This window comes from Terribacillus jepli (genome assembly GCF_047228925.1).
Classification (GTDB): Bacteria; Bacillota; Bacilli; order Bacillales; family Amphibacillaceae; genus Terribacillus.
On the sequence record NZ_JBFEGH010000009.1, the window covers coordinates 17,309 to 41,257 of the forward strand.

The 23,949-nt window shown below is 45.9% G+C and carries 22 protein-coding genes; 12 read left to right on the forward strand and 10 right to left on the reverse strand.

Annotated features, from left to right (window positions below; all coding sequences use genetic code 11):
* Positions 1-6: 6 nt before the first annotated feature.
* Entirely contained in the window at positions 7-528 is a 522-nt protein-coding gene (locus AB1K91_RS11170; protein ID WP_413089917.1) for a DinB family protein, read from the forward strand.
* 59 nt (positions 529-587) lie between these two features.
* On the opposite strand, the gene AB1K91_RS11175 is transcribed toward AB1K91_RS11170, so the two are convergent.
* Both AB1K91_RS11175 and AB1K91_RS11180 read right to left on the reverse strand, forming a co-directional pair.
* Complete coding sequence (locus tag AB1K91_RS11175) at positions 588-2,045, reverse strand: NAD(P)H-binding protein (RefSeq protein WP_413089918.1); 1,458 nt, start codon at positions 2,043-2,045, stop codon at positions 588-590.
* Positions 2,046-2,138: 93 nt separating this feature from the next.
* On the reverse strand, positions 2,139-4,025 hold the full coding sequence (locus AB1K91_RS11180; RefSeq protein WP_413089919.1) for an FUSC family protein: 1,887 nt from the start codon (positions 4,023-4,025) through the stop codon (positions 2,139-2,141).
* Between the two features lie 209 nt (positions 4,026-4,234).
* Between AB1K91_RS11180 and AB1K91_RS11185 the strand changes: the two genes are divergently transcribed.
* Both AB1K91_RS11185 and AB1K91_RS11190 read left to right on the forward strand, forming a co-directional pair.
* Complete coding sequence (locus tag AB1K91_RS11185; RefSeq protein ID WP_413089920.1) at positions 4,235-4,918, forward strand: DsbA family protein; 684 nt, start codon at positions 4,235-4,237, stop codon at positions 4,916-4,918.
* Positions 4,918-5,322 (forward strand): disulfide oxidoreductase, encoded by a 405-nt coding sequence (locus AB1K91_RS11190; RefSeq protein ID WP_413089921.1) that lies wholly within the window; start codon positions 4,918-4,920, stop codon positions 5,320-5,322. The genes AB1K91_RS11185 and AB1K91_RS11190 overlap by 1 nt, the downstream gene beginning before the upstream one ends.
* Before the next feature lie 35 nt (positions 5,323-5,357).
* Here the strand turns inward: AB1K91_RS11190 and AB1K91_RS11195 are convergent, their stop codons facing one another.
* From AB1K91_RS11195 to AB1K91_RS11205, 3 genes are all read right to left on the reverse strand, one after another.
* On the reverse strand, positions 5,358-6,062 hold the full coding sequence (locus tag AB1K91_RS11195) for an LrgB family protein (protein WP_413089922.1): 705 nt from the start codon (positions 6,060-6,062) through the stop codon (positions 5,358-5,360).
* Positions 6,059-6,439, reverse strand: coding sequence for a CidA/LrgA family protein (locus tag AB1K91_RS11200; RefSeq protein WP_170829670.1), 381 nt, complete (start codon positions 6,437-6,439; stop codon positions 6,059-6,061). The genes AB1K91_RS11195 and AB1K91_RS11200 overlap by 4 nt, the downstream gene beginning before the upstream one ends.
* Before the next feature lie 116 nt (positions 6,440-6,555).
* The gene (locus AB1K91_RS11205) at positions 6,556-7,422 is read right to left on the reverse strand and encodes a LysR family transcriptional regulator (RefSeq protein ID WP_413089923.1); all 867 of its coding nucleotides are present in this window, start codon (positions 7,420-7,422) and stop codon (positions 6,556-6,558) included.
* 97 nt (positions 7,423-7,519) lie between these two features.
* Between AB1K91_RS11205 and AB1K91_RS11210 the strand changes: the two genes are divergently transcribed.
* A complete protein-coding gene (locus AB1K91_RS11210; protein WP_413089924.1) occupies positions 7,520-7,990 on the forward strand; it encodes a GNAT family N-acetyltransferase in 471 nt (156 codons plus the stop codon).
* 13 nt (positions 7,991-8,003) lie between these two features.
* On the opposite strand, the gene AB1K91_RS11215 is transcribed toward AB1K91_RS11210, so the two are convergent.
* Positions 8,004-9,113, reverse strand: a complete 1,110-nt coding sequence (locus AB1K91_RS11215; protein WP_413089925.1) for an NAD(P)/FAD-dependent oxidoreductase — start codon at positions 9,111-9,113, stop codon at positions 8,004-8,006.
* A gap of 132 nt (positions 9,114-9,245) precedes the next feature.
* Between AB1K91_RS11215 and AB1K91_RS11220 the strand changes: the two genes are divergently transcribed.
* The 3 genes from AB1K91_RS11220 (at position 9,246) to AB1K91_RS11230 (ending at position 12,363) form a co-directional block, all read left to right on the forward strand.
* Positions 9,246-10,604, forward strand: a complete 1,359-nt coding sequence (locus tag AB1K91_RS11220) for a TrkH family potassium uptake protein (RefSeq protein ID WP_413089926.1) — start codon at positions 9,246-9,248, stop codon at positions 10,602-10,604.
* 89 nt (positions 10,605-10,693) lie between these two features.
* The gene (locus AB1K91_RS11225; protein WP_413089927.1) at positions 10,694-11,191 is read left to right on the forward strand and encodes an Lrp/AsnC family transcriptional regulator; all 498 of its coding nucleotides are present in this window, start codon (positions 10,694-10,696) and stop codon (positions 11,189-11,191) included.
* A complete protein-coding gene (locus AB1K91_RS11230; protein WP_413089928.1) occupies positions 11,188-12,363 on the forward strand; it encodes an aminotransferase in 1,176 nt (391 codons plus the stop codon). The genes AB1K91_RS11225 and AB1K91_RS11230 overlap by 4 nt, the downstream gene beginning before the upstream one ends.
* 32 nt (positions 12,364-12,395) lie before the next feature.
* Here the strand turns inward: AB1K91_RS11230 and AB1K91_RS11235 are convergent, their stop codons facing one another.
* Together AB1K91_RS11235 and AB1K91_RS11240 are read right to left on the reverse strand one after the other, a co-directional pair.
* Positions 12,396-12,746, reverse strand: coding sequence for a DUF3846 domain-containing protein (locus AB1K91_RS11235; RefSeq protein ID WP_413089929.1), 351 nt, complete (start codon positions 12,744-12,746; stop codon positions 12,396-12,398).
* Between the two features lie 59 nt (positions 12,747-12,805).
* A complete protein-coding gene (locus AB1K91_RS11240) occupies positions 12,806-13,915 on the reverse strand; it encodes an NADH-dependent flavin oxidoreductase (protein WP_413089930.1) in 1,110 nt (369 codons plus the stop codon).
* A gap of 167 nt (positions 13,916-14,082) precedes the next feature.
* Between AB1K91_RS11240 and AB1K91_RS11245 the strand changes: the two genes are divergently transcribed.
* From AB1K91_RS11245 to ptsG, 3 genes are all read left to right on the forward strand, one after another.
* A complete protein-coding gene (locus tag AB1K91_RS11245; protein WP_413089931.1) occupies positions 14,083-14,577 on the forward strand; it encodes a hypothetical protein in 495 nt (164 codons plus the stop codon).
* A 125-nt stretch (positions 14,578-14,702) separates the two neighbouring features.
* Positions 14,703-15,545 carry a glucose PTS transporter transcription antiterminator GlcT gene (gene glcT / locus AB1K91_RS11250; protein ID WP_413089932.1) on the forward strand — a complete coding sequence of 281 codons (843 nt, stop codon included), beginning with the start codon at positions 14,703-14,705 and terminating at the stop codon, positions 15,543-15,545.
* A gap of 160 nt (positions 15,546-15,705) precedes the next feature.
* The gene (ptsG, locus tag AB1K91_RS11255) at positions 15,706-17,796 is read left to right on the forward strand and encodes a glucose-specific PTS transporter subunit IIBC (RefSeq protein WP_413089933.1); all 2,091 of its coding nucleotides are present in this window, start codon (positions 15,706-15,708) and stop codon (positions 17,794-17,796) included.
* Between the two features lie 36 nt (positions 17,797-17,832).
* On the opposite strand, the gene AB1K91_RS11260 is transcribed toward ptsG, so the two are convergent.
* Positions 17,833-18,192: a winged helix-turn-helix transcriptional regulator gene (locus AB1K91_RS11260; RefSeq protein ID WP_413089934.1), complete on the reverse strand. Its 360-nt coding sequence runs from the start codon at positions 18,190-18,192 to the stop codon at positions 17,833-17,835.
* Between the two features lie 135 nt (positions 18,193-18,327).
* Here AB1K91_RS11260 and AB1K91_RS11265 point away from each other — a divergent pair, with 135 nt between their 5' ends.
* Together AB1K91_RS11265 and AB1K91_RS11270 are read left to right on the forward strand one after the other, a co-directional pair.
* On the forward strand, positions 18,328-19,524 hold the full coding sequence (locus tag AB1K91_RS11265) for an MFS transporter (protein ID WP_413089935.1): 1,197 nt from the start codon (positions 18,328-18,330) through the stop codon (positions 19,522-19,524).
* Positions 19,505-20,332 (forward strand): aldo/keto reductase, encoded by an 828-nt coding sequence (locus AB1K91_RS11270; RefSeq protein ID WP_413089936.1) that lies wholly within the window; start codon positions 19,505-19,507, stop codon positions 20,330-20,332. Before AB1K91_RS11265 ends, AB1K91_RS11270 begins: the two co-directional genes overlap by 20 nt.
* A 42-nt stretch (positions 20,333-20,374) precedes the next feature.
* Here the strand turns inward: AB1K91_RS11270 and AB1K91_RS11275 are convergent, their stop codons facing one another.
* Positions 20,375-23,818 carry a hypothetical protein gene (locus AB1K91_RS11275; RefSeq protein WP_413089937.1) on the reverse strand — a complete coding sequence of 1,148 codons (3,444 nt, stop codon included), beginning with the start codon at positions 23,816-23,818 and terminating at the stop codon, positions 20,375-20,377.
* Between the last annotated feature and the right edge of the window lie 131 nt (positions 23,819-23,949).

Consider the following 23,949-nt stretch of genomic DNA (forward strand, 5'->3'; position numbering starts at 1 on the left):
ATACGAATGAATCATCCTGAACAAATGTTTAACTACCACTCTTGGGCCAATCAAGTCCTCTTGAATCGGATCAAGGAGCTCCCATCCGCTGTGCTGCGCGAAGAAGTGAACACCTCGTTTCCGACAATAGCCCAAGCTTTTGGCCATATCTATGCAGTGGAAAGTGTCTGGTATCGTGTTTTAAATGGTGTCCATATGCAGGAGGCTCTGGAGATGTGCATGCCTCTTGAAAAGGAGACCCTGCTGCATTCTGCAGATCATTTCGCAAATGACTTCGCACAGTTAGCGGAACAATACAGAGAATGGTTTCGAAGGCAGGACGATTTGGACCGGACTATCCTGCTCGAGAACCCATATGCTGGAACGAGGGAAACTCGTTTATCGGAAATTGTACTGCATGTAGTCAATCACGGTACCTATCACCGGGGCAATATTTCTGCAATGCTGCGCCAGTTGGGTCACGCTTCTACAATGAACGATTATTCACTCTTTTGGTATCAAGGAGCCGGAAACTCAACTGATCTTTGACATAGTAACTTTATGGTTGATGCACGCTGAAAGAAACCTTTTTGATCTTTGGCAGCCCATTAGGAGCTGCTTTTTTCCAATGCTATGCGCGAATTTGGCTGCTTATTGCGGATCAGTCGCTTAAGATGTATCCGATACAGGAACATGACAAGCATATGAATTGGTGCTTGGGTATATTTGTAGACAATCCATGGCAAGGACGGCAAATACTCGTGGATTGCCACGATCATCTCCTCTTTCCCGGGTATTTGCCGGAATTCGATCCGACCGTTCTGTGTTTCTTTGACATTTGCGAATAAGCCGCCAGTAATATAATAAAGCGCACGATGAGGGGTGCTTCTTTCTTTGGCGTAAGAAAGGATCAATAAGGCTTTCTTCATAAACGTCAGATAGATTTTGCAATTATGGTTCTCATCAACTTCTGTCCGAACAAAAGGCCAGAGCGATTCGGATACCCAGCTCATATAATGCTTGGCTGCCCAATCTGCATCTTTACTATCGGGAAGCGGCATTCGCTGAACAGATCGTACATCCTGACGAGATGGGAGGGAAGGGAGCTTCGTATTTTTGCTATGCTTGGTGCCTTTATTTTGCTGCTCCTCTTCCAGGGCTGCCCGGGCAGCTTCCTCAAAGGAAATCTTGCCATCACTGATACCCTCTACATAGTGGGATGGCTGTGCTACCATCAGATGGGACAAGCTTTCGATAAGAGGATAGACGGTCTCTTTTGGCATACCGCTGATTAATTTCAACCATAGGCGTGAAAGCCGGACTATCGGAAATGGTATATGGAAACGGCGGAATTTCTTCCCGATCACATGTGCAATGTGCTTCAGCATTTCTTGATATGTCATGATCTCTGGCCCGCCAACATCAATTGCTTTATCAGCAACATCTTTGTTGCCGACACTCTTTTGCAAAGCATTCAGTACATCAGCAAGCACAATCGGGTGTGCCTTCGTCCTTGTCCAGCTCGGAAGGACCATGAAAGGCAAGCGTTTGACCAATTTTTCGGCTATTGGGGAGGAAGAGCCTTCCGGGCTGACAATAAGTCCAGCGCGGACAGTCGTGACTGGCACGCCATACGATCCAAGGATTTTTTCCACTTCCAATCTGCTGCGAAGATGGCGGGATAGTTTCTCCCCTGTAGGCATGATGCCGCTTAAATATACGATTTGCTTCACACCATTTTTCTTGGCAGCCTGGGCGAAATTATCGGCCAAGATGACATCCATATCCTCGAATCTGGCTTGGGTAAGCTTGGCGGAAGGGCGCATGGAATGGACAAGGTAGACAGCAATGTCAGCCCCGTTCAGTCCTTTATCGGTATCGATTTGAGAAAATAGATCACATGACCGCCATGTAACATGTTCTGTGTTTTTTCGCTTATCACCGCGGCGGGATAGGGCGATGATATCAAATCGCTTCTTCAATTTATCCAATAAATGATTGCCGATATAGCCGCTTGCACCTGTCAAAGCGACGACCGGACGTTTTTTCTGTTCTGTCTGCATCATTCATAACGCTCCTGTCAGCTAGTTTCTGGTGTTTAAACGTACCTACTTTCAGATGACTGTAACACGAAAAAACCTTCTCTGGAACAGAGAAGGTCAATTCGGTACAAGCTTGGCTGCATCATTTCTTGTATAAAGCTGTGCAAGTGCGGATTGCAACTGATTGAGTTCCTGTTGCACATCGAGTTCATCGTATCTCTCAAAGGAAACAGGCTGTCGTGTTGTAAGGCAGGTCATGATAACACCGAGCTGATTTTGAATTGCATCGTATCGGGATTCCGTCAACATATCTTTTTGTTTGCGCAAGGACATGAGCAGGTAGCCTGCATGCTGGGCATGCATGATGGCCGGCCATAGAATTTCTGCTCGCTGCTGGGAAGCCGAGAGGTCACCCAAGCTTCTCTCATAGGCTGCACGTAATTCGATTAGATTGTTCATCAGTTTTTTCGTGTGTTTCTTTTCCTGTTCTCCCGAGTGGATTGCACGGAGCAGCTCCTGCATATGCAGGATTGTCTCTTTCAGTATGATTGGCACGAAACGGGAATGGATACTGCGCCATAAAAGCAACACAGCCAAGATGGCTATTACGCTTCCGACAATTGTATCCATGACTCTGGCTGTAACGAAATAGCTGACGGTATTGCCTGGATTCATTGTTTCTACCAGTACAAGCACGAGAGGTGCAATGAACATATTAGCAAAAACGTAGTTGCGTACAATCACCAGTTCCACACAAAGCTGCAGCAGACCGACAACAAGAATAAGATAAAAGCCGGACGGTTCCAGTGACAAGATCAATCCTCCTATCAGGGTACCGACAATGGTGCCAAGTGAACGCTGAATTGCCCGGTGGATGGTCAAGGTCATGTTGGCCCCGATAAGAACAGCGGCACAGGTGATAGGCACCCAATATGGCCTGTTGAAGCCTAACCCATGTGCCAGCAAGGAAGCAATCATGATAAAAAGACCGTAGAACAAGGCGTGGCGAACAGCGATGTTCGTTCGCGAAATGCCGTTTCGAAGCACATTCCAAGCGGATTCTGTTTCGACTTGGATAGGTTCCTCGATCTGTCGCTGGGAAGCGATGTTATAAGCCTGTTCCAGCTCGGATTGGAGCGTTTTTAATAATGGCAGTTCAGATGCAGCATAGGCTGGCCAATTGCCTTTTGCATCTTCGAGTGCATCGATGATAGCGGAAAGCTGATCTTCCAGCGGCTTTCTTATATCTCTTGGGAGATCATTGTTCTTGAGCTGTGTCAACGTTTGGAAAATGTCAGCTGCCTGTTCGTGTAGACGAAGTGTTGCAGGCTGCCTTTTGGCCGCATAGATGATTCGATCAGCTTGCTTCAAGGTCAAGATAGTAAGATGCTGCATCTGATAGAATGATGGTGAACCGATGGACTGCAGCATCGCCAGCAGCTGCCTGTAAGATTTGATAAGCATCTGCTTTTCGTGATTTCTTTTAGTCCAAAGCCAGCTTGACATGGCAAGCAGCCAGGAGAGCGCACCTCCGAGCAGAACGTAAAATCCTCTTTCCCAGGCACTCTGCGGGTCCAAGGGAAGCCCTGTAGCCATACAGAATATCAAAACGAAGAATACTGGACCAGGGATGAGAAGCTGTAAGGTGTTCAGTACATAAAAAGCAATGACACCGATAATGCCTGCAACAACAGAGAGTAAAATTGTGTAAGGAGCTAGCAAGCTTCCGAGCACCATGGCTGCGGCGAGGCAGATAGCGACCGCGGCGAGTTTTTTGGCCCGTTGTTTATACGTTTCCGCTCCTATATATAAGAATGTGAAAGCGCCAAGTGCGGCCGAGAATCCATGGATGATGTCGCCAAGCAGAAAACCGATCAATATCGGCAGGCAAGTAGCAAGACCAGACCCGATTGCGCGATTCCAAGGATAGGCTGCGGATCTGACACGCAATGCATCCCGCAGACTGAGTCGCGCCGGCGCCTGTGGTAAATGATAATCCTTCAAGTAAAATCCCTTCTTTTCTTTCCGTGATACCCATAAAAAAAGGGCCTAATCAGAACTATTATATTGTAATGCAATTCACAAACTAATTCAATTGAGTGAAGTATTAACCTGTAATCAAATTTGTTGCAAGGCATCCATTTTTACTTTTTAATGTTATGATGAGATGTGAAAGATGAAATCTATTAATTCTGTAATAAAGGAGCGATTAGATGGCAAAGAAGAAATCCGCAGGCAACACATCACAGGCTGCTTCCAAAGCCTCGAAGGTCATCGTTTGGGTAGTCTTGGCGATTGTTCTTTTAGTTGTGGCGCTGGTCCTTATCAATTCCTATTCCGGCAGCGATGAGGCACAGGACATCGACTACAGCAATCAGCCATTCCTCGGTGATGAAAATGCCCCGGTTAAAATAGTTGAATTCGGCGATTACAAATGCATCCACTGCCAGGAGTTCCATCATAATAATTTCCCGGTGATCGATCAGGAACTAATCGAAACAGGTAAAGCTAGTTTTTATTTCATGAATATGCCGATCATCAATGCTGACTCAGAGAAGGGTGCACGTTTCAGCGAGGCAGTCTATCAAGTCCTTGGAGATGATGGGTTCTGGAAATTCCATGATGTACTCTTTGCTGAAGACTTGAACACGAGTTTCACCGACGATTTCCTGATGGACAAGCTGCGTGAAGTGGTCAGCGATGAAGAAGCCGAAGAAGTACTGCAAGTGTATCAGGATAATGGCACTGATGATGCCGTTTCAACGGATACAGAGCTTGCAGATGATCTTGGAGTCCAAGGTACACCTACCATCTTCGTCAATGGAAAGCTATTCGAAGGTGAAGATATGAACGACCTGATCGAGATGGTGGATGAGGAAACACAGGAGGCGAACTGATGAATAAGAGCCTGTTATTTGCCTGGATAACAGCAGTGGTTGCTATGCTGGGGAGCCTCTATTTCAGTGAAATCATGAAGTTCGTTCCATGCACGCTCTGCTGGTACCAGCGGATCCTTATGTACCCGCTTGCCATCATACTTGGCATCGCATTTTACAAGAACGATGTGCGAATCCATAAATATGTGCTGCCGCTCAGTATTCTTGGCATAATCATTTCAGGTTATCATTACCTGCATCAGAAAGTGCCCGCATTGCAAGGGGCGAGTCTATGCTCGGGCGGTGTGCCATGCTCTGGTTATTATATCAACTGGTTCGGATTCATCACGATTCCGCTGCTTGCCTTCACTGCGTTCGTCATCATTACAGTAAGCATGTTCATTCTTCATAAAAAACATGCATAAGAAAAAGCATTTGCCATCTTAGGCAAATGCTTTTTTCATAGGATGGTGATCTGCAGCAGGGAAGGGATGAGCAAGCCTGCCCAAATCAATGTCATACCAGCTGCCATGATCATGCCGATCGTGGAGAATGTCCCTTCTTGCTCACCATACTCCATCGCTTTGTTGGTGCCGACTCCGTGGGCACCCATACCAAGCGCCAAACCACGAGCCACGGGGGATTTAAGTGCCATCAGACGAATGACGTAAGGGCCGATGATACCGCCAGTGACACCAGTGACGATAACGAAAACGGTCGTCAATGTCGGTAAGCCGCCGATTGTCTTCGATACTTCGATAGCAATTGGTGTTGTAATCGACCGAGGCAGGATACTGATCAGTAAATCGCCATTGAATCGCATGACAAGACTTAACAGCAGTGATGAACCGATTGCAACCAATGTCCCGGCTGCAATACTTGTCAAAATGATCATGATATTTTTGCGTAGCAAGTGAGCGTGTTTATAGATGGGGATTGCAAAGGCTACAGTCGCCGGTCCAAGCATATGTGTCCACAAGCTCGAAGATAAGGCGTATTCGCCAGGATCTAAATGAGATAATTGAATGATTGCAATCAGAATAAGCGGACACAGCAGCAATGGGTGAAAGAACGGCAGCGGCCATTTTTTATACACGACTTTGGAAGCGCGGTAAATGACATAAGTAACGATGGTGCCGATCAAAATGATGAGTGCAGTAGTCATGATGTGTGTCCTCCTTTTCTTTTTCGTCTATACAGTTTCTCAGCAGTGAATCCAGTAGCGGCCATCACGATGAAGGTACTGATCAGGATGAGCAGGACGGTCTCCAGCCCTTGCCAATTCAGTATTTCCTTATAATTCAGGATGCCGACGGCGGAGGGGACAAAGAAAAGCAGAAGTTCAGCTAACAGCCAGCCTCCTGCTTTCTCGATCCATTCCAGTTTGACGATGCCTGCAAATAAGCTTAGTAATAACAAGACCAGACCTACAATCGAGCCTGGTACCGGAAGTGATAGTATATGTGCTAAGCCGACACCGGCAAAATAAAAAACGTGAATGAGCGCTAGCTGAGAAAGTATGGTAATCGTTTTTAATACCATATTTCTTCCTCCTAACGGAAAGTTATCTTTTATTGATAACTCCATCATACAGCGTCCCTCACGTATTCGTAAAATACATATATTTCATATTATATATAACTTATAGTTATATCCAGTCAGAGGAAAAATTCTATGAATCGTCTGCCGGCATAAGAGATATATCTGTCTTTTTTTGTGATGATTGCCAAGTTCCATGGGATGGAAGGCGTTAAGTCGATGATCCGGATGTCAGCATTATAGGTTCGATTACAGATTGACTCAGGCAGCAGGCTGACACCAAGGTTAGCGGCTACCATTTCACTGATGAAGTCCCATTGCGCACTTTTGAAGAGGATATGCGGTTCGAAACCTTCTTCTATGCATCGTTTCCGCATGATATCGTGCAAAGCAAATTCTTCATTATAGAAAATGAAATCTTCATTCTTCAGTTCCTTGAGCTCGACCAATTCCCGATTTGCCAGCGGATGATCGCGATGCACCATCAGTTTCATGTCTTCCTCGACAATCGGATAATAGTTGAACTCTGTTTCATCAAGAGGAAGTACTGCCACCCCAAGCTCGAATTCGCCTTCATTTACCGCTTTGACGACACGAGCAGCCCCATATTCGGTGATGTTGATCGTGACATTCGGATAGGTTTGGTGAAAGCGTGCCATCACTTTCGGGAAAAAAAGACTGCCGATGATTGGTGGTATTCCGATTGTGACTGCCCCTTGCTTCAAGTCGGTAAGATCTTGAAGTGTTGTCTGCATTTCATCCAATTGAGCAAGTACCTGCTGGGCGTAGGTATGTACGACCTTCCCGGCATCAGTCAAGGTGGTTGATTTGTTAGTTCGATTGAATAAGGTGATGCCGAGTTCCTCTTCCAGACTCTTGATCGTCTTGCTGAGAGCTGGTTGGGATACATGCAGGTTCTCGGCTGCTTTGGTCAACCTTTTCTGTTTCACGATTTCGACCAGATATCGCAGCTGCCGTAATTCCATAAACGTTACCGTCCTTTCTTATATTCAAGTATACCCATTTCTCAGTGAATGAGAAATGCTATAATACAAGCAATAAGTGATAGAAGGAGTCCTATTGATGGGATATGAGATAAAATCTTTAACTGCTGATGATGCGTATACAATATTACATTGGCGTTATGCCCCTCCTTACAATCTTTATAACCTCACCTATACGGAAGGTGCCGTCATGATGCTCATGGTCGGTGACTATTGTGGGGTATATGAAAATGGGATCCTGCTTGGGTACTTCTGTGTCGGAGAAGATGCTCGTGTTCCTGGCGGTGACTATAGTGACCATAGCTATTTGGATATCGGAGTCGGAATGGTACCTGAAAAGACTGGGCAAGGGAGAGGTTTGCAGTTTTTTACTGAAATTTTGAACTGGATCAAAAAAAATATCCAGCACGATCAATATCGGCTAACGGTAGCAGCTTTCAATGAACGTGCTATCCATCTTTATGAAAAGGCTGGGTTCCGGGAAGTAAATCGTTTTAACCGAGAGTCCGATGGCTTGTTGTTCCTAATTATGACAAAGAGCCCATGCTGAACATGGGCTTACTTTATACTAACGCACCATCCGGATTATAAGCAGAAATGTCGATATCGGTTTCTTGTCCTAATATCAGCTTCGTGAGCTGAGATGCGACATACGGCCCCATTGTAAGACCAGACGCACCTAATCCATTCATCACATAAAGATTCCGATGCTGTGGCATACGGCCGAATACCGGAAGAAAGCCAGGTGTAAATGGTCGGAAGCCAACCCGCGTCTCAGTCAACACAGCTTCTGCCAATTCAGGCGCAAGCTGCATGGCCTTGTTTAGCACTTCATGTACGCCGCCAGCGGTGATTGTAGTATTCATTTCTGTGTCATTCTCATGCGTGGCGCCAGCTACCATCCTGCCGTCAGGGAAAGAGAGCAGGTATTGATCGTTAGGCGGTATAATAACAGGCCAGTCTTCTGTTTTAGCAGCCTCCAGCTGCAAATGACAAATCTGTGCTTTCTGGAAGCTGACTTGCATGTGATAGCCTAACGGCTCTAACAGCTCCTTGGCCCAGGCTCCGGCTGTGACTACAACCTGATCGGGTATCCATTCTTCATCGCCGGCCGTTATGACGATTTGCTCGGCTTTCATCGAAAGGCGAGCTTCGGCTGAAACGAAACGAGCATTGTATTTCTTGGCTGCCCGATGCAAACTATCGCGTAAAGCCCGGCCATCGACACGAGCAGCTCCGCTGACGTGCACGGCACCATACCCTTCCGCAAGTAATGGGAACAACTGCCGTGCTTCGTTTTCTTCAAGGCGGGTGATTTCACCCATTTCCGGAGCATCCGTTTTGCGTTTTTCAGCTCGTTTCAGCATGGCTTCTAATTTATTGGAATCCTGATGCAAGGTCAAGGCACCTACACGGGCATAGCCTGTTTCCTCTTCACCATCAAGCCGAAGTTCTTCAATAATTTCCGGGTAATAGCGAGCACCGCCTTTGGCCAGCTGATACCAATCTTTGTTGCGCCGCTGGGAGAGCCAAGGACAGACAATTCCTGCTGCTGCATCCGTCGCTTGCCCTTTATCAAAACGATCGATCACGGTTACCTGCATGCCTGCTTTGGCAAGTTTATATGCGGTAACAGATCCTGCTATTCCTGCGCCAATAATTGCTATATGCATGTCGAACATCCTTTTCCTCAATTTAGCTACAATATACCATAGCATATTCAACCTTTTTTCAGTATTATAATCGAATGATATATAGTAGAAGTGGGATGTATAATAAATTATCACAAAAGGACTTGTATAGACATGGCGACTAGAAGTAGAAAGCTGTTTCACCGTATAAAAATCAATCCGCCGCAATTTTTTGCGCTGGGATTTCTTCTATTGATCGCATTGGGTACGTTTCTTCTGATGCTTCCGATGGCGACAGCGGATCGGCACCATCTCTCTTTTATCGATGCGCTTTTCGAAGCAACTTCAGCTGTTTGTGTAACAGGGCTGGTAGTGGTCGATACACAGACTACCTTTACTTTATTCGGACAAATTGTACTGCTGTGTCTTATTCAGATAGGCGGATTAGGATTTATGACGCTCACGGTATTCATCGCATTGCTGCTGCGCCGCAATATAAGCTTTGAGGAGCGGCATCTAGTCAAAGAATCACTCAATCAGGATTCGTACGAAGGTATTGTCCGGATGGTACGGTTTGTTCTCTTATTCACTGTAATTTGTGAGGTGATTGGAACGATAATCCTCGGTATTCACTGGGGGGATGAGTTTGGCTATCCGAAATCTTTTTACTACGGACTCTTTCATTCGATATCTGCATTCAATAATGCCGGATTTGATATTATGGGGAATTTCAGCAGCGTGACTGCTTATGTTGGTGATCCGATCGTCAATCTTACGCTGACAAGTCTGCTGATATTAGGAGGAATCGGCTTCATTGTCGTAGCAGATATCGTCCAGAAGGGAAAAACAAGAAAACGGCTGATGCTTCATACGAAAGTTGTGCTATGGATGTCTGCTGTACTTGTCATTAGCGGAACAATATTGATTTTTCTATTGGAGTATGGTAATCCAGCCGCTATCGGAAATCTGTCATGGAATGATAAACTATTGGCTTCCTATTTCCACGGTGTAGTTCCGCGGACTGCTGGTTTCAACTCGCTGAATACAGCTGATCTGACATTGGGATCACAGCTGGTAACAATGGCGCTAATGTTTATCGGCGGCGGAACCGGAGGAACGGCAGGGGGCATTAAAGTCACTACATTTGCCATATTGCTGTTTGCAGTATGGGCACTGATAAAAGGGAAGCAGGAAGTGAATATCAGCAATCGGCGGATACCAGGAGATTTAGTGTTCCGGGCATTTTCGATCACGACATATTCTGTCCTTCTTGTATCGCTATTCGTATTTTTGCTTTCTATAACAGAAGAAGGCGCTGCACTCAATTATATTGCGTTCGAAGTGCTTTCTGCTTTCGGGACAGTTGGGATGACGCTGGGACTGACACCGGAGCTGTCAGAACCGGGTAAGATACTTCTTTCCTTCCTCATGTTCATGGGCCGTGTTGGACCGATTACTATCGCATTTGCACTAGCTTTCCGAATCAGGAAAACTGCCGTGCGGAATCCGGAAGAACGGATCATCATCGGCTGATATCGTGGTGTATCCGTTTGCGGTTTCTCAATTCTTTGTTTTCAGATAAAATAGAACTACATCATTAAGGTATTAGAGGAGTGACAGACTTGGATAAGAAAGAAATAGAGATATTAGAGCTTTTAGAGAAAAATGGCAGGATGGATGTACATATGATAGCGCGGATGGTAGAGATGTCTGCTGAGGAAGTGGAATCGGCCATCAGCAAATTCGAGGAGATGCAGATCGTTCAAGGCTATTCAACGTTGATCGATTGGACGGACGTACGCGGTTATGAAGGGGTGACCGCTATGATAGATGTAAAGGTGACACCTATACGAGGCAAGGGATTCAACGATGTAGCAGAGCGGATTTATCGTTTCCCGGAAGTGAAAGCTGTCTACTTGATGTCAGGTGCATATGATCTGTCCGTTTCAGTGGAAGGAAAAACAATGTCACAGGTTGCACGCTTTGTATCCGAAAAGCTGTCCACTCTGGACACAGTCATTTCGACGACAACACATTTCATCCTGAAAAAGTATAAACATGATGGCATCATTTTCGGTGAGGATGACAATAACGACCGCAGAATGCCGGTGAGCCCATGAGTCCCGATACAAGCCGTTTCATTGCGGAACATGTAGAGGCATTGAAACCATCCGGAATCCGGCGTTTCTTCGATCTGGCTTCGACTATGGATAATGTCATCTCACTGGGTGTTGGCGAACCGGATTTCGTCACGCCGTGGAATGTAATCGAAGCGAGCTATCATTCACTCGAGCAAGGTTATACGGCTTATACTGCCAATGCCGGGTTGATGGAACTGAGGGAATTGATAGCTGATTATCTTAAAACGACTTATTCCGTATCTTATTGTCCTGCAGATCAAGTGATCGTGACAGTAGGAGCCAGCCAGGCCATCGATATTGCCTTGCGGGCAATCCTCAACCCTGGTGATGAGGTTATCATCGTCGAACCGTGCTTTGTGGCCTATGCTTCGGCTGTGACATTGGCAGGCGGTGTGCCGATTTCTGTCGGTACGAAGGCGGAGAATGGCTTCAAACTGCAGCCAGAAGAGCTGGAGAATGCCCTTACGTCGAAAACCAAGGCAATCATCCTATGTAATCCGAACAATCCGACAGGCACGATGCTGAATCGGGAGGAACTGCTGCCGATTGCAGAGCTTGTGGAGGCACACGATTTACTTGTCCTATCCGATGAGATATATGCAGAACTTAGCTATGAAGCTGATTATGTCAGCTTTTCCAGTTTGCCTGGTATGCAGGAACGCACAATCCTCATCTCTGGATTCTCCAAGTCATTTGCGATGACAGGCTGGCGTCTCGGCTATGCCGCAGGACCTGCTGAACTAATCCAAGCAATGACGAAAATTCATCAGTACACGATCATGTGCGCACCGACCATGGCTCAATACGGTGCAGTCGAAGCGTTGCGCAGCGGGTCTGCAAGTGTGGAGCATATGAAGAAAAGCTATCGGCAACGGCGGAATTTCGTCACTTCATCCTTAGACGAAATGGGTTTGATGACGAACAGACCTGGGGGAGCTTTCTATATATTCCCGTCTATCAAGGAAACCGGAATGAGCTCGGAAGCCTTTGCGGAAGCCTTGCTGATGGAAGAAAAGGTTGCTGTTGTACCCGGAAGTGTATTCGGGGAAAGCGGGGAAGGCTATATCCGCTGTTCATATGCAACTTCCATGAAGCAGCTGACCGAAGCGATGAAACGGATGAAGCGATTTGTTGACAAACGGCTTGCATGATAAAACCCCTCTCATATGAGAGGGGTTTTTGGCTATTCATTCAATAAAAGTTTATCCCGGCCGAATTGGAACCAGTCCTTAACCGTCTGCTTCTGTTCCTTGTCGAGACTAGTCAGTCCTTTATCGGATTCTGCTGCAAAAACAGCATCGCCATAGAGCTTGCCCAATTCATGAACATGATCATTGTGGCGTTGGAAAATGGTGAAGTTCAATGGATCATTTTCTGTAGCATTTTCATTGCTGACAACAACAATACCATCAACCAATCTTGTCATGATCGGTGAGCCGCCGACATATTTTTGTATGCCTTGCGGGTCTGATGGTACAGACTTGGCAGTGAAATCTCTTTCTGGTTTAAGTACCAATGCTGATATTTTTGCCATATGGGCTCTCTCCTTCGTGCTTTTATTCCATTAAAGCATATTGCAGTATGCTTTTGCCATTACTCTGCTTTGGTCGGGACCCAACCTTTTGCCTGCAGGATGATATTCCAAAGCGGATCTGGAATGCCATGGCGATCTTCGCGCACAGGATCGATCAGACGGATGATTTCGTCTTCGCGCCCTTCTTTAAGCTTGGTGACGAATTCCGGATCGATTAGCAGTTCGCGTCCCATAGCAATCAGCGGAACACCAGTAGCTTTGGCTGCAGCTACGTCTTCAGCGGAATACAAGGAACCGACACCAATCAATGGAATTCTGTCATTGATCCGTTCTTTGATCAAATCGATACGTTTAGCATTCGTATCAGCGCCGCGTCGTGCTGTAGAGTGGAAGTCCATCAAAGATACATGCAGGTAATCCAATGGTTTTTCTACAAGAGCATCAATTAACTCGAACGTTTCTTTCATCGTCAATCCTGGTGTTTCCGGTTCCTCTGGAGAGAAACGATAACCAACGATGAAATCTTTTGAGCCATGTTTTTCTACTACTTCTGAAACTTTGTCGATAACAGCCAAGGGGAAACGCAGACGCTCGCCCCACTCATCATCACGACGATTAGAGAATGGGGAGAAGAATTGCTGAATAATATAGCCGTTTGCACCATGAATCTCTACGCCATCAAAGCCAGCTTCGATAGCGCGGCGAGCAGCTTCACCAAAATCGTCTACGATTTGCTGAACCTCTGCTGTTTCCAATGCGCGTGGAGTAGCCGCTCCTTCCTTTTCTACAGCGCTTGGAGCAACGATATCTCCATTAGGCACAAGGTCAGCAACTGCTTCGCGTCCGCCGTGGTGTATCTGGATGATCGCTTTTGCTCCTTCAGCCTTGATTGTGTCAGCCTGTTTCTTCAAGCCGGGGATGTCTGTGTCATGAGCAACGGAAGGTTGTCCAGGGAATGCTTTCCCACTATCAGATACATTGGATGCAGCAGTGATGACCAAGCCGATATCCTTGGAACGCTGGGCGATATATGGAAGCTCCTGATCGGAAATCGTACCATCAGGATTCGAAGAGTAATGTGTCATCGGGGCGAGTACGAAGCGGTTTTTCAACGTAACGCCATTCGGTAGTGTCAAGCTTTCGAAAAGAGAAGCGTATTTTTCATTCATAGGGAACTATTCCTCCTTTATATGAACTTTATTCTAGAGACTTGTGAAAAGGGCAGCAAACGAAATGCTCATTCGTAAGCAAGTTATCATTGGTAACAGACGTACCTGCAAAATATGTTGCTGTCATGCTATACTGTTCACACAACATAGACAGGAGCAACGATAGTATGCTGAACAAATATGATTATTATTATGGTGCCTTCCTCTCCAAACTTGTATCCATGCAGATTGTTCCTGCGCTGATCGAGGAAAGTAAGGAAAGGCGCGTCTACCAGCTTGAAACACGTTCGAATCGGATGAGAGTATACTCTAAATATGCGACAAGTACGACTAATACATGGAATTTTCGTTTTTCAGAAGAAGAAAGGGAACGGCTGCTGCAATGGTCTGACGAAGAACGTGACCAGCTTTTCGTGCTGATTTGCAGTAAAAAGGATCTTCTTGGGGGAGAAATCGCTATCCTGACCTTCGACCAGTTGCTTGCCTGTATGGATGTCCGGGAAAAATACAAGGAAGCAAGTTTAAGGGTTGCAATCAGGAAAAAGAAACACAGTCCGTTCCTTTATGCGTACGGTACTTCCCGAAGCTTGGATGATGCCTTGCCGATAACGCGTAATTTCGCGGATATATTATTGCATACATCGATACCAGAGCTAGTATAAAGAAGTGTATAGCATAAAATAGCTATGCATTTTTTCTATGTAGGAAAGAAAGCGGATTCAAAAAGATTACACAAAGGACTAAATATCTATTACAATGGCGGTATGAATAAAAAAGGAGAAAGTATATGGGGAAATCCTTTTCTGTCCAGAAGGTTTTGAATAATAATGTACTGATTGCCGAAAATGAGGAAGCAAAAGAAGTTGTGCTGATCGGTAAAGGCGTCGGTTTCGGGAAAAAAGCAGGCAGTAGACTGGAGGAGGGCGAATTTGAAAAGTTGTTCGTGCTTCAGGATGAAAAGGAGCAGAACAGCTACAAGCAGATGCTGGATCATATCGATGAAGAATTGGTTGCGGTGATGAATGATGTGATCCGTATGATTACAGAGCGGATGGAACAGCCGCTTAATGAGCATATCCACGTTGGATTGACAGATCATTTGGCTTTTGCGATGAAACGTCTGGAAGAAGGTTTGGGTATAAAGAACCCATTTGCAGTTGAAACAAAATTCATCTATCCGAAGGAATACAGCGTGGCAAGTGAGGCGGTTTCACTTTTGAATGAACGGCTCGGCATTCAGCTACCCGAAGGTGAGATCGGTTTCATCGCCCTGCATATTCACAGTGCTTGCATCAACCAGCCTGTAGGAGAACTTAGTCAAAATACAAGACTGATTGCACAGATGTTCCAAGTGATCGAGGGGAGTTTGGCTATTACAGTGGATCGGGAAAGCATAAATTATATAAGGCTTGTCCGTCATTTCCGTTTTGCAATCGACCGGATAAAACGGGGAGAGGAAGTTAGGGAGCCGGAAAAGATCATGAATTTATTGAAAACCGAATATCCACTGTGCTATAATACAGCTTGGAAGTTAGTCAAAATATTACAACATACGTTAAAGCGTCCAGTACAAGAAACAGAGGCAGTCTATCTCACTTTGCACTTGTACCGTTTGACCAATAAATTATAATGTGCATTGCATTTGTACGTGTAACTGATTTGATCAGGCATGAGGATAAAGGATGCGCAGAAAGAATTATATTCTTTTTGTGTTATTTTCTTTATTTCTCGTGCCTTTTTTATTGGTTGGGTTGTAACCGTTACCATAATTTGTGATGGAGATGAATAGGATGAAAAACGCTTTTGGAGTCTTGCAGAAAATTGGCCGGGCACTCATGCTTCCTGTGGCTATCCTTCCTGCTGCGGGTATTTTGCTCGCGTTGGGTGATGCGCTGCAGAACCCTGATTTGATAGGAAATATCGGATTCCTGAACAGTGCCTGGGTGCAGCTCATTGCTTCTGTCATGCAAAGTGCGGGGGATATCGTATTTGACAACTTGCCGCTGTTATTTGCAGTCGGCGTTGCTATCGGGCTCGCTAATGGTGATGGCGTGGCAGGTATTGCTGCAATCATTGGTTACCTTATCATGAATGCAACGATGAGTGCGGTACTCATCGCTAATGGAAGCATCCCGGCTGATGCTGTAGATCGGGCAGAATTCTTTGCAGGAAATAATCCCGCTTATACATCGATGCTCGGGATACCGACACTCGCCACGGGTGTATTCGGCGGTATCATTGTCGGAGTGCTGGCAGCTATCATGTTCAATAAGTTTTATAAAATCGAATTGCCACAGTATCTAGGTTTCTTCGCGGGTAAACGTTTTGTCCCGATTGTCACATCGCTTGCTGCTTTGGCTCTGGGTCTGATGATGCTCGTCGTCTGGCCGCCGATCCAAAATGCGCTGAATAGCTTCTCTAATGGTCTGTTATCTTCTAACATGACACTAACAGCTTTCATTTTCGGTGTCATCGAGCGAGCCTTGATTCCCTTTGGTTTGCATCATATCTTCTATTCACCGTTCTGGTATGAGTTTTTCAGCTACACGAATACCGCTGGTGAACTGATCCGCGGCGATCAGCGTATTTTCATGGCACAGATCAGAGACGGGGTTGAACTGACAGCAGGTACTTTCATGACTGGTAAATATCCGTTCATGATGTTCGGTTTGCCAGCTGCTGCTTTGGCTATTTATCACGAAGCAAGCCCAGCTAGGAAGAAAGTCGTTGCAGGTTTGATGGGTTCAGCAGCATTGACGTCTTTCCTGACTGGTATTACCGAACCGCTGGAGTTCTCCTTCTTGTTCGTAGCACCATTATTGTTTGCTGTACACTGTGTATTTGCTGGATTATCCTTCATGACGATGCACATTCTGAACGTCAAAATCGGGATGACTTTTTCCGGAGGATTCGTTGATTTCTTCCTTTATGGAATCCTGCCTAACCGGACGGATTGGTGGCTGGTCATTCCGGTGGGGTTGGCTATTGCAGTCATTTATTATCTTGGATTCCGATTCGCCATCCGTAAATTCAACCTCATGACGCCAGGCCGTGAAAAAGAGGTGGAAGAAGATGGAGGCGAAAGTGTACAGACAGGTCAATTGTCTTATCATGTGCTGGAAGCAATGGGGGATAAAGAAAACATCAAGCATTTGGACGCCTGTATCACACGTCTGCGTGTAACAGTGAACGATAAGAACAAAGTCGATAAAGATGCATTGAAGAAACTTGGTGCAGCAGGAGTACTGGAAGTCGGCAATAATATGCAGGCCATCTTTGGACCAATATCGGAGGGCCTGAAAGAACAGATACAGGATATCATGCTTGGGAAGATGCCAACCTCACGGACGGAAGCTGCTCCTGCTGCAGAAGTTGGCAAACAGGTTGATGTCATGGCGACCCCCTTTCAACATGACCCAAAAGCAAACGTCTTTGTCATCCCGATGACCGGAACGCTTCGTTACTTGGAGGATGTGCCTGATCATGTATTCTCGGAAAAGATGATGGGGGATGGGTTTGCCATCGAGCCGACTGATGGCACGGTTGTTTCTCCGGTGAATGGGAGGGTGATCAATGTTTTCCCAACCAAGCATGCGATTGGATTACTGGCCGACAACGGTCGCGAAATACTGATCCATATCGGCTTGGAAACAGTGAATTTGAAAGGGGCAGGTTTTAATGTCTTCGTGAAAGAGGGGGATCGGGTCACTGCGGGTCAGAAGCTTGTAGAAGCCGAATTTTCTAGTATACAGACACAAGTTCCCTCCTTGATGACACCGATTGTATTCACGAATCTGGGGGCTGCCGAAAGAGTTATCTTCCAGGAAGGGGAGCAAGTAAAAGCAGAGCAGGATAACAAAGTAAACATTGAGGCGTTCTAAGTAAAAACAGCTATAGCGTACATGCTATAGCTGTTTTTATTCGTTTAGATATGTTTTTTCGAGATAGTCCTCTTTATTACCATACACTCTGACGATATGCGATTCTCCCCAGTTGCATAAGGAGTCAAGAATTCCTTTCAAGCTCCAGCCATAGTCGCTCAGCTCATATTCGACACGTGGCGGCAGCTCATGGTATTGGATGCGATTGATGATTCCATCAGCCTCCAACTCCCGGAGCTGCTGGGTGAGCATTTTCTGGGAGATATTCGGCATTAGCCGCTTCAATTCGCTTGTTCTTCTCTTTCCGTGTGTCAGATGACATAGGATGACAGTTTTCCATTTCCCGCCGATCACTTCCAGTGTTGCTTCCACGGAAATATTGTATTTTTTCTTCAAGTTGATTCCTCCTTGATAGGTACTAAAAGGTGCCTATAGCACAAAAAAGTACGTACTGTTCAAGCTGTATCCCATACGACATAATATCATTACTCCAGCGAAAGCGGGAGATAAAAAAACGGAAAGGAAATCAGTATGAAAGGAAAACAAACCTTTGCCTTGATCGCTTTGGCTATTACGGCTTTTGCGATCGGCACAACAGAATTCATCAGTGTGGGTCTGTTGCCGCTGATAGCGGATGACTTTCGATCATCAGTGCAGGCGGCCGGACTTACCGTATCCCTATATGCCATCGGGGTCGTTGTCGGCGCTCCGATCCTGACACCGATGCTTTCCAGTATACCGAAGAAGAAGCTGCTTCTTTTGGTCATGCTTGTCTTTTTGATAGGTAATAGTATAGCCGCTGCCGCTCCGAGTATGTCCATTTTACTCATGGCGCGTTTTATATCAGCTTTGGCGCATGGTGTCTTCATGTCGATCGGTTCGACAATCGCTGCCAGTCTGGTTCCGCTCGATAAGCGAGCTGGAGCCATCAGCATCATGTTCACAGGACTGACAGTTGCGACCATCACTGGCGTTCCATTCGGTACGTTCATCGGGCAGCAGCTGGATTGGCGCATGGCGTTTCTATTTATTGTAGTGATTGGACTTCTCGCTGGGTTGGCTAATTTGGTGCTGCTGCCGAATACCCTTCCCAAAGGCGCGAAAGTTCATCTGAAAGATCAAGGAAGCCTTTTGCGATCGGTGCCTATCTTGCTAGTTCTTATCATCACGGCGCTTGGCTATGGCGGTACATTCGTCGTCTTTACTTATTTGTCGCCATTGCTCCAGCAAATAAGCGGATTCCAGCCAGAGACCGTGACGTGGCTGTTGCTTGTGTATGGTGTGGCGGTTGCCATCGGAAATATTGCTGGGGGTAAGCTTGCCAATAAACGGCCCGTCCATGCTTTATTTTATATGTTCGTCATACAAGCAGTCGTGCTGGCAGCTTTGTATATCACGCTGCCGGTCAAATGGGTCGGTTTGATCTTTATATTGCTGATGGGATTATTCGCGTTCATGAACGTTCCAGGCTTGCAATCCTATATCGTTGTGCTTGCGGAGCGGCTTGTACCGCAGGCAGTTGATGTTGCATCCGCTTGGAATATAGCTGCTTTCAATGCCGGTATTGCCCTTGGTTCTTATTTGGGTGGAGTAATCACTGATCAGTTCGATCTCCTCCATACAAGCTGGGTAGCGGCCATCATGGTTGCAGCAGCAGTTGGTTTAACGGCAATTTCGAGAAAACTAGAAAACAAAGGAGAAATAACTCATGAAATCAGTAAAGCTTAATAATGGCAATTCTATGCCGATGCTAGGTTACGGCGTCTTTCGTGTAGAAGATGGAAAGGAACTGGCTGATAAAGTTTATTTTGCCATTGAACAAGGCTATCGCAGCATTGATACAGCGGCGATTTATGGTAATGAAGCAAGTGTCGGGGAAGGGATCAACCGGGCCATTGAAGCAGGGGTTGTGAAAAGGGAAGAGTTGTTTGTCACCTCTAAAGTGTGGAATGCAGGTCTGACGTTCGAACAGACGAAAGCTGCTTATGCCGAAAGTTTGGAAAAGATGCAGCTGGACTATTTGGACCTTTATTTGATTCACTGGCCGGGAAAAGATAAGTTCAAAGAGCCTTATCGAGCACTGGAGGAACTTTACAAAGACGAGAAAGTGAAGGCAATCGGCGTCAGCAACTTCCAAGTACATCACTTGGAAGAATTGCTAAGTACCGCAGCTGTCGTGCCAGCAGTCAATCAGGTAGAATTCCATCCGCATTTGATTCAAGAAGAACTCCGGGTGTATACGGATGGTAAGGGAATACTTTTGGAAGCATGGTCTCCACTTATGAACGGTGAACTCCTTGCACATCCTTTGCTGCAAGAGCTATCCAGCAAATACGGCAAGTCTCCGGCACAAATCGTTCTGCGCTGGGATATCGAGCATGGTGTCATCACGATTCCTAAGTCCATGACAGATACAAGAATCATCGAAAACAAAGACATCTTCGATTTTGAGATTGAGCCAGCGGATATGGAGCGTTTGGATCAATTGGATGACGGTACGCGCAGCGGGCCGCATCCGGATGAATTTGATTTTTGATCAAAACGAAGGCAGCTGTCTGTAAGCGACAGCTGCCTTCGTTTATTTATATTGTTTGAACCATTGTTTCCATCTGGATTTGCCGGCTTTCAGCAAGGATTCAGTGGTTTTATCGTGTTTCTGCTTCTGGTATTCCATGTAGCTCGCAGAAGCGATCAGCAATAAACCGGCTCCGATGAGATAAAGCCACCACGGCGCACTGCCCCAAAGCATGCGCGTGTTGAAGAATAAATTAAATACAACGGTGATTGTCCCAGTCAGGAAATATGCACGATATTTTCGTAAAAATCCGATGACTGCTGCTGCCAAGGAGAGACTGCCGAGGGACAGTGCATCATAAATCGTCATGGTAGACAATCCATCTATCACCAGTACGCCAAAGCCGATGGATAACAAAACAAGCTCAATATGCGGCGTTACTTCAGGGTCGTAAAAGAACAACCGCAAAACGATCAGGACTAGCAAGGCAACCGGCACGACATGTAATTCTGCCGATAAATACGGACTGATATCTGCAATCTGGAGAGCAAGCAGATAAGGATACAAACAGGAAACAATGGCAGCTAACCGGACATAACGCTTCTCGGCTGCAGGTGCCGTATACATGCTGATTGCTGACAACAATGCTGGGATAGTCAAACCAAACAGTGTATCCGCCAAGCTGGATTCGTAGGCAATGACGCCGGCCAGACTGCCGATGCATGCATACACGATGGCTGAAATTCGGTAAACATCCACTCTGTTCCAAACAGGTTGCTTACCAGCTTCGGCAACAAAAGATTGGTAGTTGCTGAAGCTGGTAACAGCCAAGGCTATTGCTCCAGCAAGCAGCAGGTAAGCTGTCCGGACTTCCTCGCCGATTGTTCCATACAAAAGAATAATAGCTAAAAGCAGGAACAGGGTACTGGAAGATACGAGATCCAGCTCCCATTTATACTGCTGATAAACTGCGATAATCCCGACAATGATGGATAATAAAATGATTTGCCAAGAGAACGAAACAGTAAGTTCGGCCAGAGCGAACAGCAGCATCAAATGATAAACTGCCAGAAGGCTGAATCGCAGGAATTTGCGCCACACAGGCAGCAATGCATAAACACTGGCTGTACAGATTGCCGTCAGTGCTGTAGCCAACGTCATCAGATGGGTCAAATTTGTGTACTGATACAGATGCGTGATTGCCAGAATGAAGACCATGAAAATACTGACATTAGCAAAAATGAACTTTTCCACCGCTCTTGCTGCCCGGTGAGCGGAAAAAACGTACTGGGCGAGCGGAAGGAAGAGCCAGGCTGGCGGAACCAGATTGATACTTTGTGCAAAGAACACCCACATGACGGCGAAAGCAGCGACAGCATGACTGCACCAAAAGAAATAAATCGCGCCGATTTTGGTTTTGCTATGCATGAAGAAGCTTCCAGCAAACAAAAGCACACCGCATGCAAGGATATAAGCGGCAGTGGTATTTGGACCTTCGATACCAAATAAGTCCTTCATAGATGCATAAAACACAATCATGGAAGCAAGTACGGCTGCCCACAATGGATGCTTGCGGAATAATATAAGGGCCGCGAACTGAATACCGATGTTGACAAGGGTCACCGTAGTCACGGTGATGGCTGGCAGATTCCACGATAAGATAGCTATCAATGCAGACAAGCTCTGCAGTATCTGACCGGTCAAGAAAAATGATAGAAACAAAGGCTGATACCGGTATTTGCGGCATAGGAAGGCAATGGCCAAAGCTATGAGCGCAATCAAGGTTGCATGCCCGGAAATACCGAATTGCTGTTGATAAAATTCATTTTCAGCATATAGGCGGTAACCGCCAAGATACAGGGCGGCAATCAAACTGACAGGTGTAATGATCTTACTGATGAGCACGATATCTTTATTTTCTTTGCTGTAGCAGAAGAAGCCAGCTGCGGCCACTAATAAGAGAAGATAGCTATTTGCCTCATACAGACTGTAATGATGATTCACAAAAAATAGAGGAATGACCAGGCCGACTGCAACCCAGTTGATCGTTTTTTGGAAAGACTTCAATAAAGTCTTTCCCGGCCAAAGATAACAGTATGCCAACCCGATGAAGGCCAATGTCGCGAACGTGCTCGTACGCAGCCAAATCGGGGCATCGATCATATAAAGCAGCCAGTAAACGACTATTAGAAACAGCCCGACGCTTGGATAACTGTAATAGACATTGCGGGACGCTGCTGTCCAAATCGTATATTGGACGAGCAGGAGTGAGATTCCGATCAAGTACGCCCAGTCGAACACGAAATAATAGATAAGACTTGTGAAAATAAGGAAAATAAATCCGTTAATAGCATGAATCAAGCATTCATAGACTATTTGCATCCACCTTGGCAAATTCCATGTGAGCAAAACTAAGATGAAACCTAGGGACAGGAATTGACCAAGGAACATGTTGAAATAAGAATCGAACTCCAGTAGGAGCAGGATGCCTGAAATCAACGTAAAAGCCATGAAGCCGAAATGGTAAAGTTTGCTGAAATTCTTGGCAGCCAAAATCAATGCGTTTATTCCGATCAGCAGCAAAGTAAGGTCATAAGTAATGGCGCTGCTCATGAGAATGATGGTGATGATGGCCTCGGTGCCAAGCTTCATTTGCAGATAATAGGGCCAGTATTGCTGCAAAGCTGGCATTTTGGCAGAATGGCGGATTGTTCGCTCGAATAAAAGCAGCAACAAATTGGCCAGCTGCAAACAAAATAAAAATGCACTGTACGTAGTCGTCACGTAAAGCAAAGCAGAAATCAAGGTGGTCGACAAACCAACATAAGTCACCCAGATGAATGCTTTGGAACCTGTACGTGCTGCCACGGAGTAGTACAAAGCGGTGCAGCCCAATGCTGCAATTGTTCCTATCAAAGCGGCCCCATCGCCGCCGAAGGACAAATAACTGCCGAACAGCTGGTAATAAGAAGCTGAGAAAATGACGATTGGCACGAACAGGGCTGCCAGCATCAAGAAAGCAAAGGCGGTCTGCGGTATGGCCACTTTATAACTGATATAGCTCAAGCCTGCAAAAAGGAAAGGAATCAAACTGATTAAAAGCACTTTTCCTAAAGAAGAGAAATTCCCCCAGTTGGAAGTGCCAAGATACAATCCGCCGAAGAAAAGCATGATGATTCCGAGGACAAGGATGATAGTCAGATTACGCTCTCGGATTTGCTCGGGAGTCTTTTGTTTTTTTTGCTTTTGGTGGAAGTATGCATTTCCGGCCATAGCAGGATTTCGTGAAGCTTGCATATGCTCTGTGGCTGCAGCTGTTTGCGGCTCAGGGGGTGATGCTTTTTTAAGCTGTGTTTCCCTGAGTTTGGAGGCATCACCGACCAGTTTTGTCCGGTAACCTGTCAAGACACTTGCGTATGCTTCGTTAGATATGTAGCCTTGCGCAAATAAATCCCGAAGCTTCTGTTCAAATGGATCCTCGGATTTATTGGGAGGCGTATTAGCCATCTTTTCACCCCACGATGGATTGGTTTTAATTTCCACAGTCCATTATATAGAAGTGTGACTTGTCTGAAAAGACGTGTCATTCCTTTCATTACCGTTTTCTGTTATGATAGGCGGTAGAAAACGTGAACGAA

What these genes read in the sequence shown, in the direction of transcription:
- AB1K91_RS11170 (WP_413089917.1), top strand. Translation starts at nt 7, where the DNA reads ATGAATCATCCTGAACAAATGTTTAACTACCACTCTTGGGCCAATCAA.
- AB1K91_RS11175 (WP_413089918.1), bottom strand. Translation starts at nt 2,045, where the DNA reads ATGATGCAGACAGAACAGAAAAAACGTCCGGTCGTCGCTTTGACAGGT.
- AB1K91_RS11185 (WP_413089920.1), top strand. Translation starts at nt 4,235, where the DNA reads ATGGCAAAGAAGAAATCCGCAGGCAACACATCACAGGCTGCTTCCAAA.
- AB1K91_RS11190 (WP_413089921.1), top strand. Translation starts at nt 4,918, where the DNA reads ATGAATAAGAGCCTGTTATTTGCCTGGATAACAGCAGTGGTTGCTATG.
- AB1K91_RS11195 (WP_413089922.1), bottom strand. Translation starts at nt 6,062, where the DNA reads ATGACTACTGCACTCATCATTTTGATCGGCACCATCGTTACTTATGTC.
- AB1K91_RS11200 (WP_170829670.1), bottom strand. Translation starts at nt 6,439, where the DNA reads ATGGTATTAAAAACGATTACCATACTTTCTCAGCTAGCGCTCATTCAC.
- AB1K91_RS11205 (WP_413089923.1), bottom strand. Translation starts at nt 7,422, where the DNA reads ATGGAATTACGGCAGCTGCGATATCTGGTCGAAATCGTGAAACAGAAA.
- AB1K91_RS11210 (WP_413089924.1), top strand. Translation starts at nt 7,520, where the DNA reads ATGGGATATGAGATAAAATCTTTAACTGCTGATGATGCGTATACAATA.
- AB1K91_RS11215 (WP_413089925.1), bottom strand. Translation starts at nt 9,113, where the DNA reads ATGCATATAGCAATTATTGGCGCAGGAATAGCAGGATCTGTTACCGCA.
- AB1K91_RS11220 (WP_413089926.1), top strand. Translation starts at nt 9,246, where the DNA reads ATGGCGACTAGAAGTAGAAAGCTGTTTCACCGTATAAAAATCAATCCG.
- AB1K91_RS11230 (WP_413089928.1), top strand. Translation starts at nt 11,188, where the DNA reads ATGAGTCCCGATACAAGCCGTTTCATTGCGGAACATGTAGAGGCATTG.
- AB1K91_RS11235 (WP_413089929.1), bottom strand. Translation starts at nt 12,746, where the DNA reads ATGGCAAAAATATCAGCATTGGTACTTAAACCAGAAAGAGATTTCACT.
- AB1K91_RS11240 (WP_413089930.1), bottom strand. Translation starts at nt 13,915, where the DNA reads ATGAATGAAAAATACGCTTCTCTTTTCGAAAGCTTGACACTACCGAAT.
- AB1K91_RS11245 (WP_413089931.1), top strand. Translation starts at nt 14,083, where the DNA reads ATGCTGAACAAATATGATTATTATTATGGTGCCTTCCTCTCCAAACTT.
- glcT (WP_413089932.1), top strand. Translation starts at nt 14,703, where the DNA reads ATGGGGAAATCCTTTTCTGTCCAGAAGGTTTTGAATAATAATGTACTG.
- ptsG (WP_413089933.1), top strand. Translation starts at nt 15,706, where the DNA reads ATGAAAAACGCTTTTGGAGTCTTGCAGAAAATTGGCCGGGCACTCATG.
- AB1K91_RS11265 (WP_413089935.1), top strand. Translation starts at nt 18,328, where the DNA reads ATGAAAGGAAAACAAACCTTTGCCTTGATCGCTTTGGCTATTACGGCT.
- AB1K91_RS11270 (WP_413089936.1), top strand. Translation starts at nt 19,505, where the DNA reads ATGAAATCAGTAAAGCTTAATAATGGCAATTCTATGCCGATGCTAGGT.
- AB1K91_RS11275 (WP_413089937.1), bottom strand. Translation starts at nt 23,818, where the DNA reads ATGGCTAATACGCCTCCCAATAAATCCGAGGATCCATTTGAACAGAAG.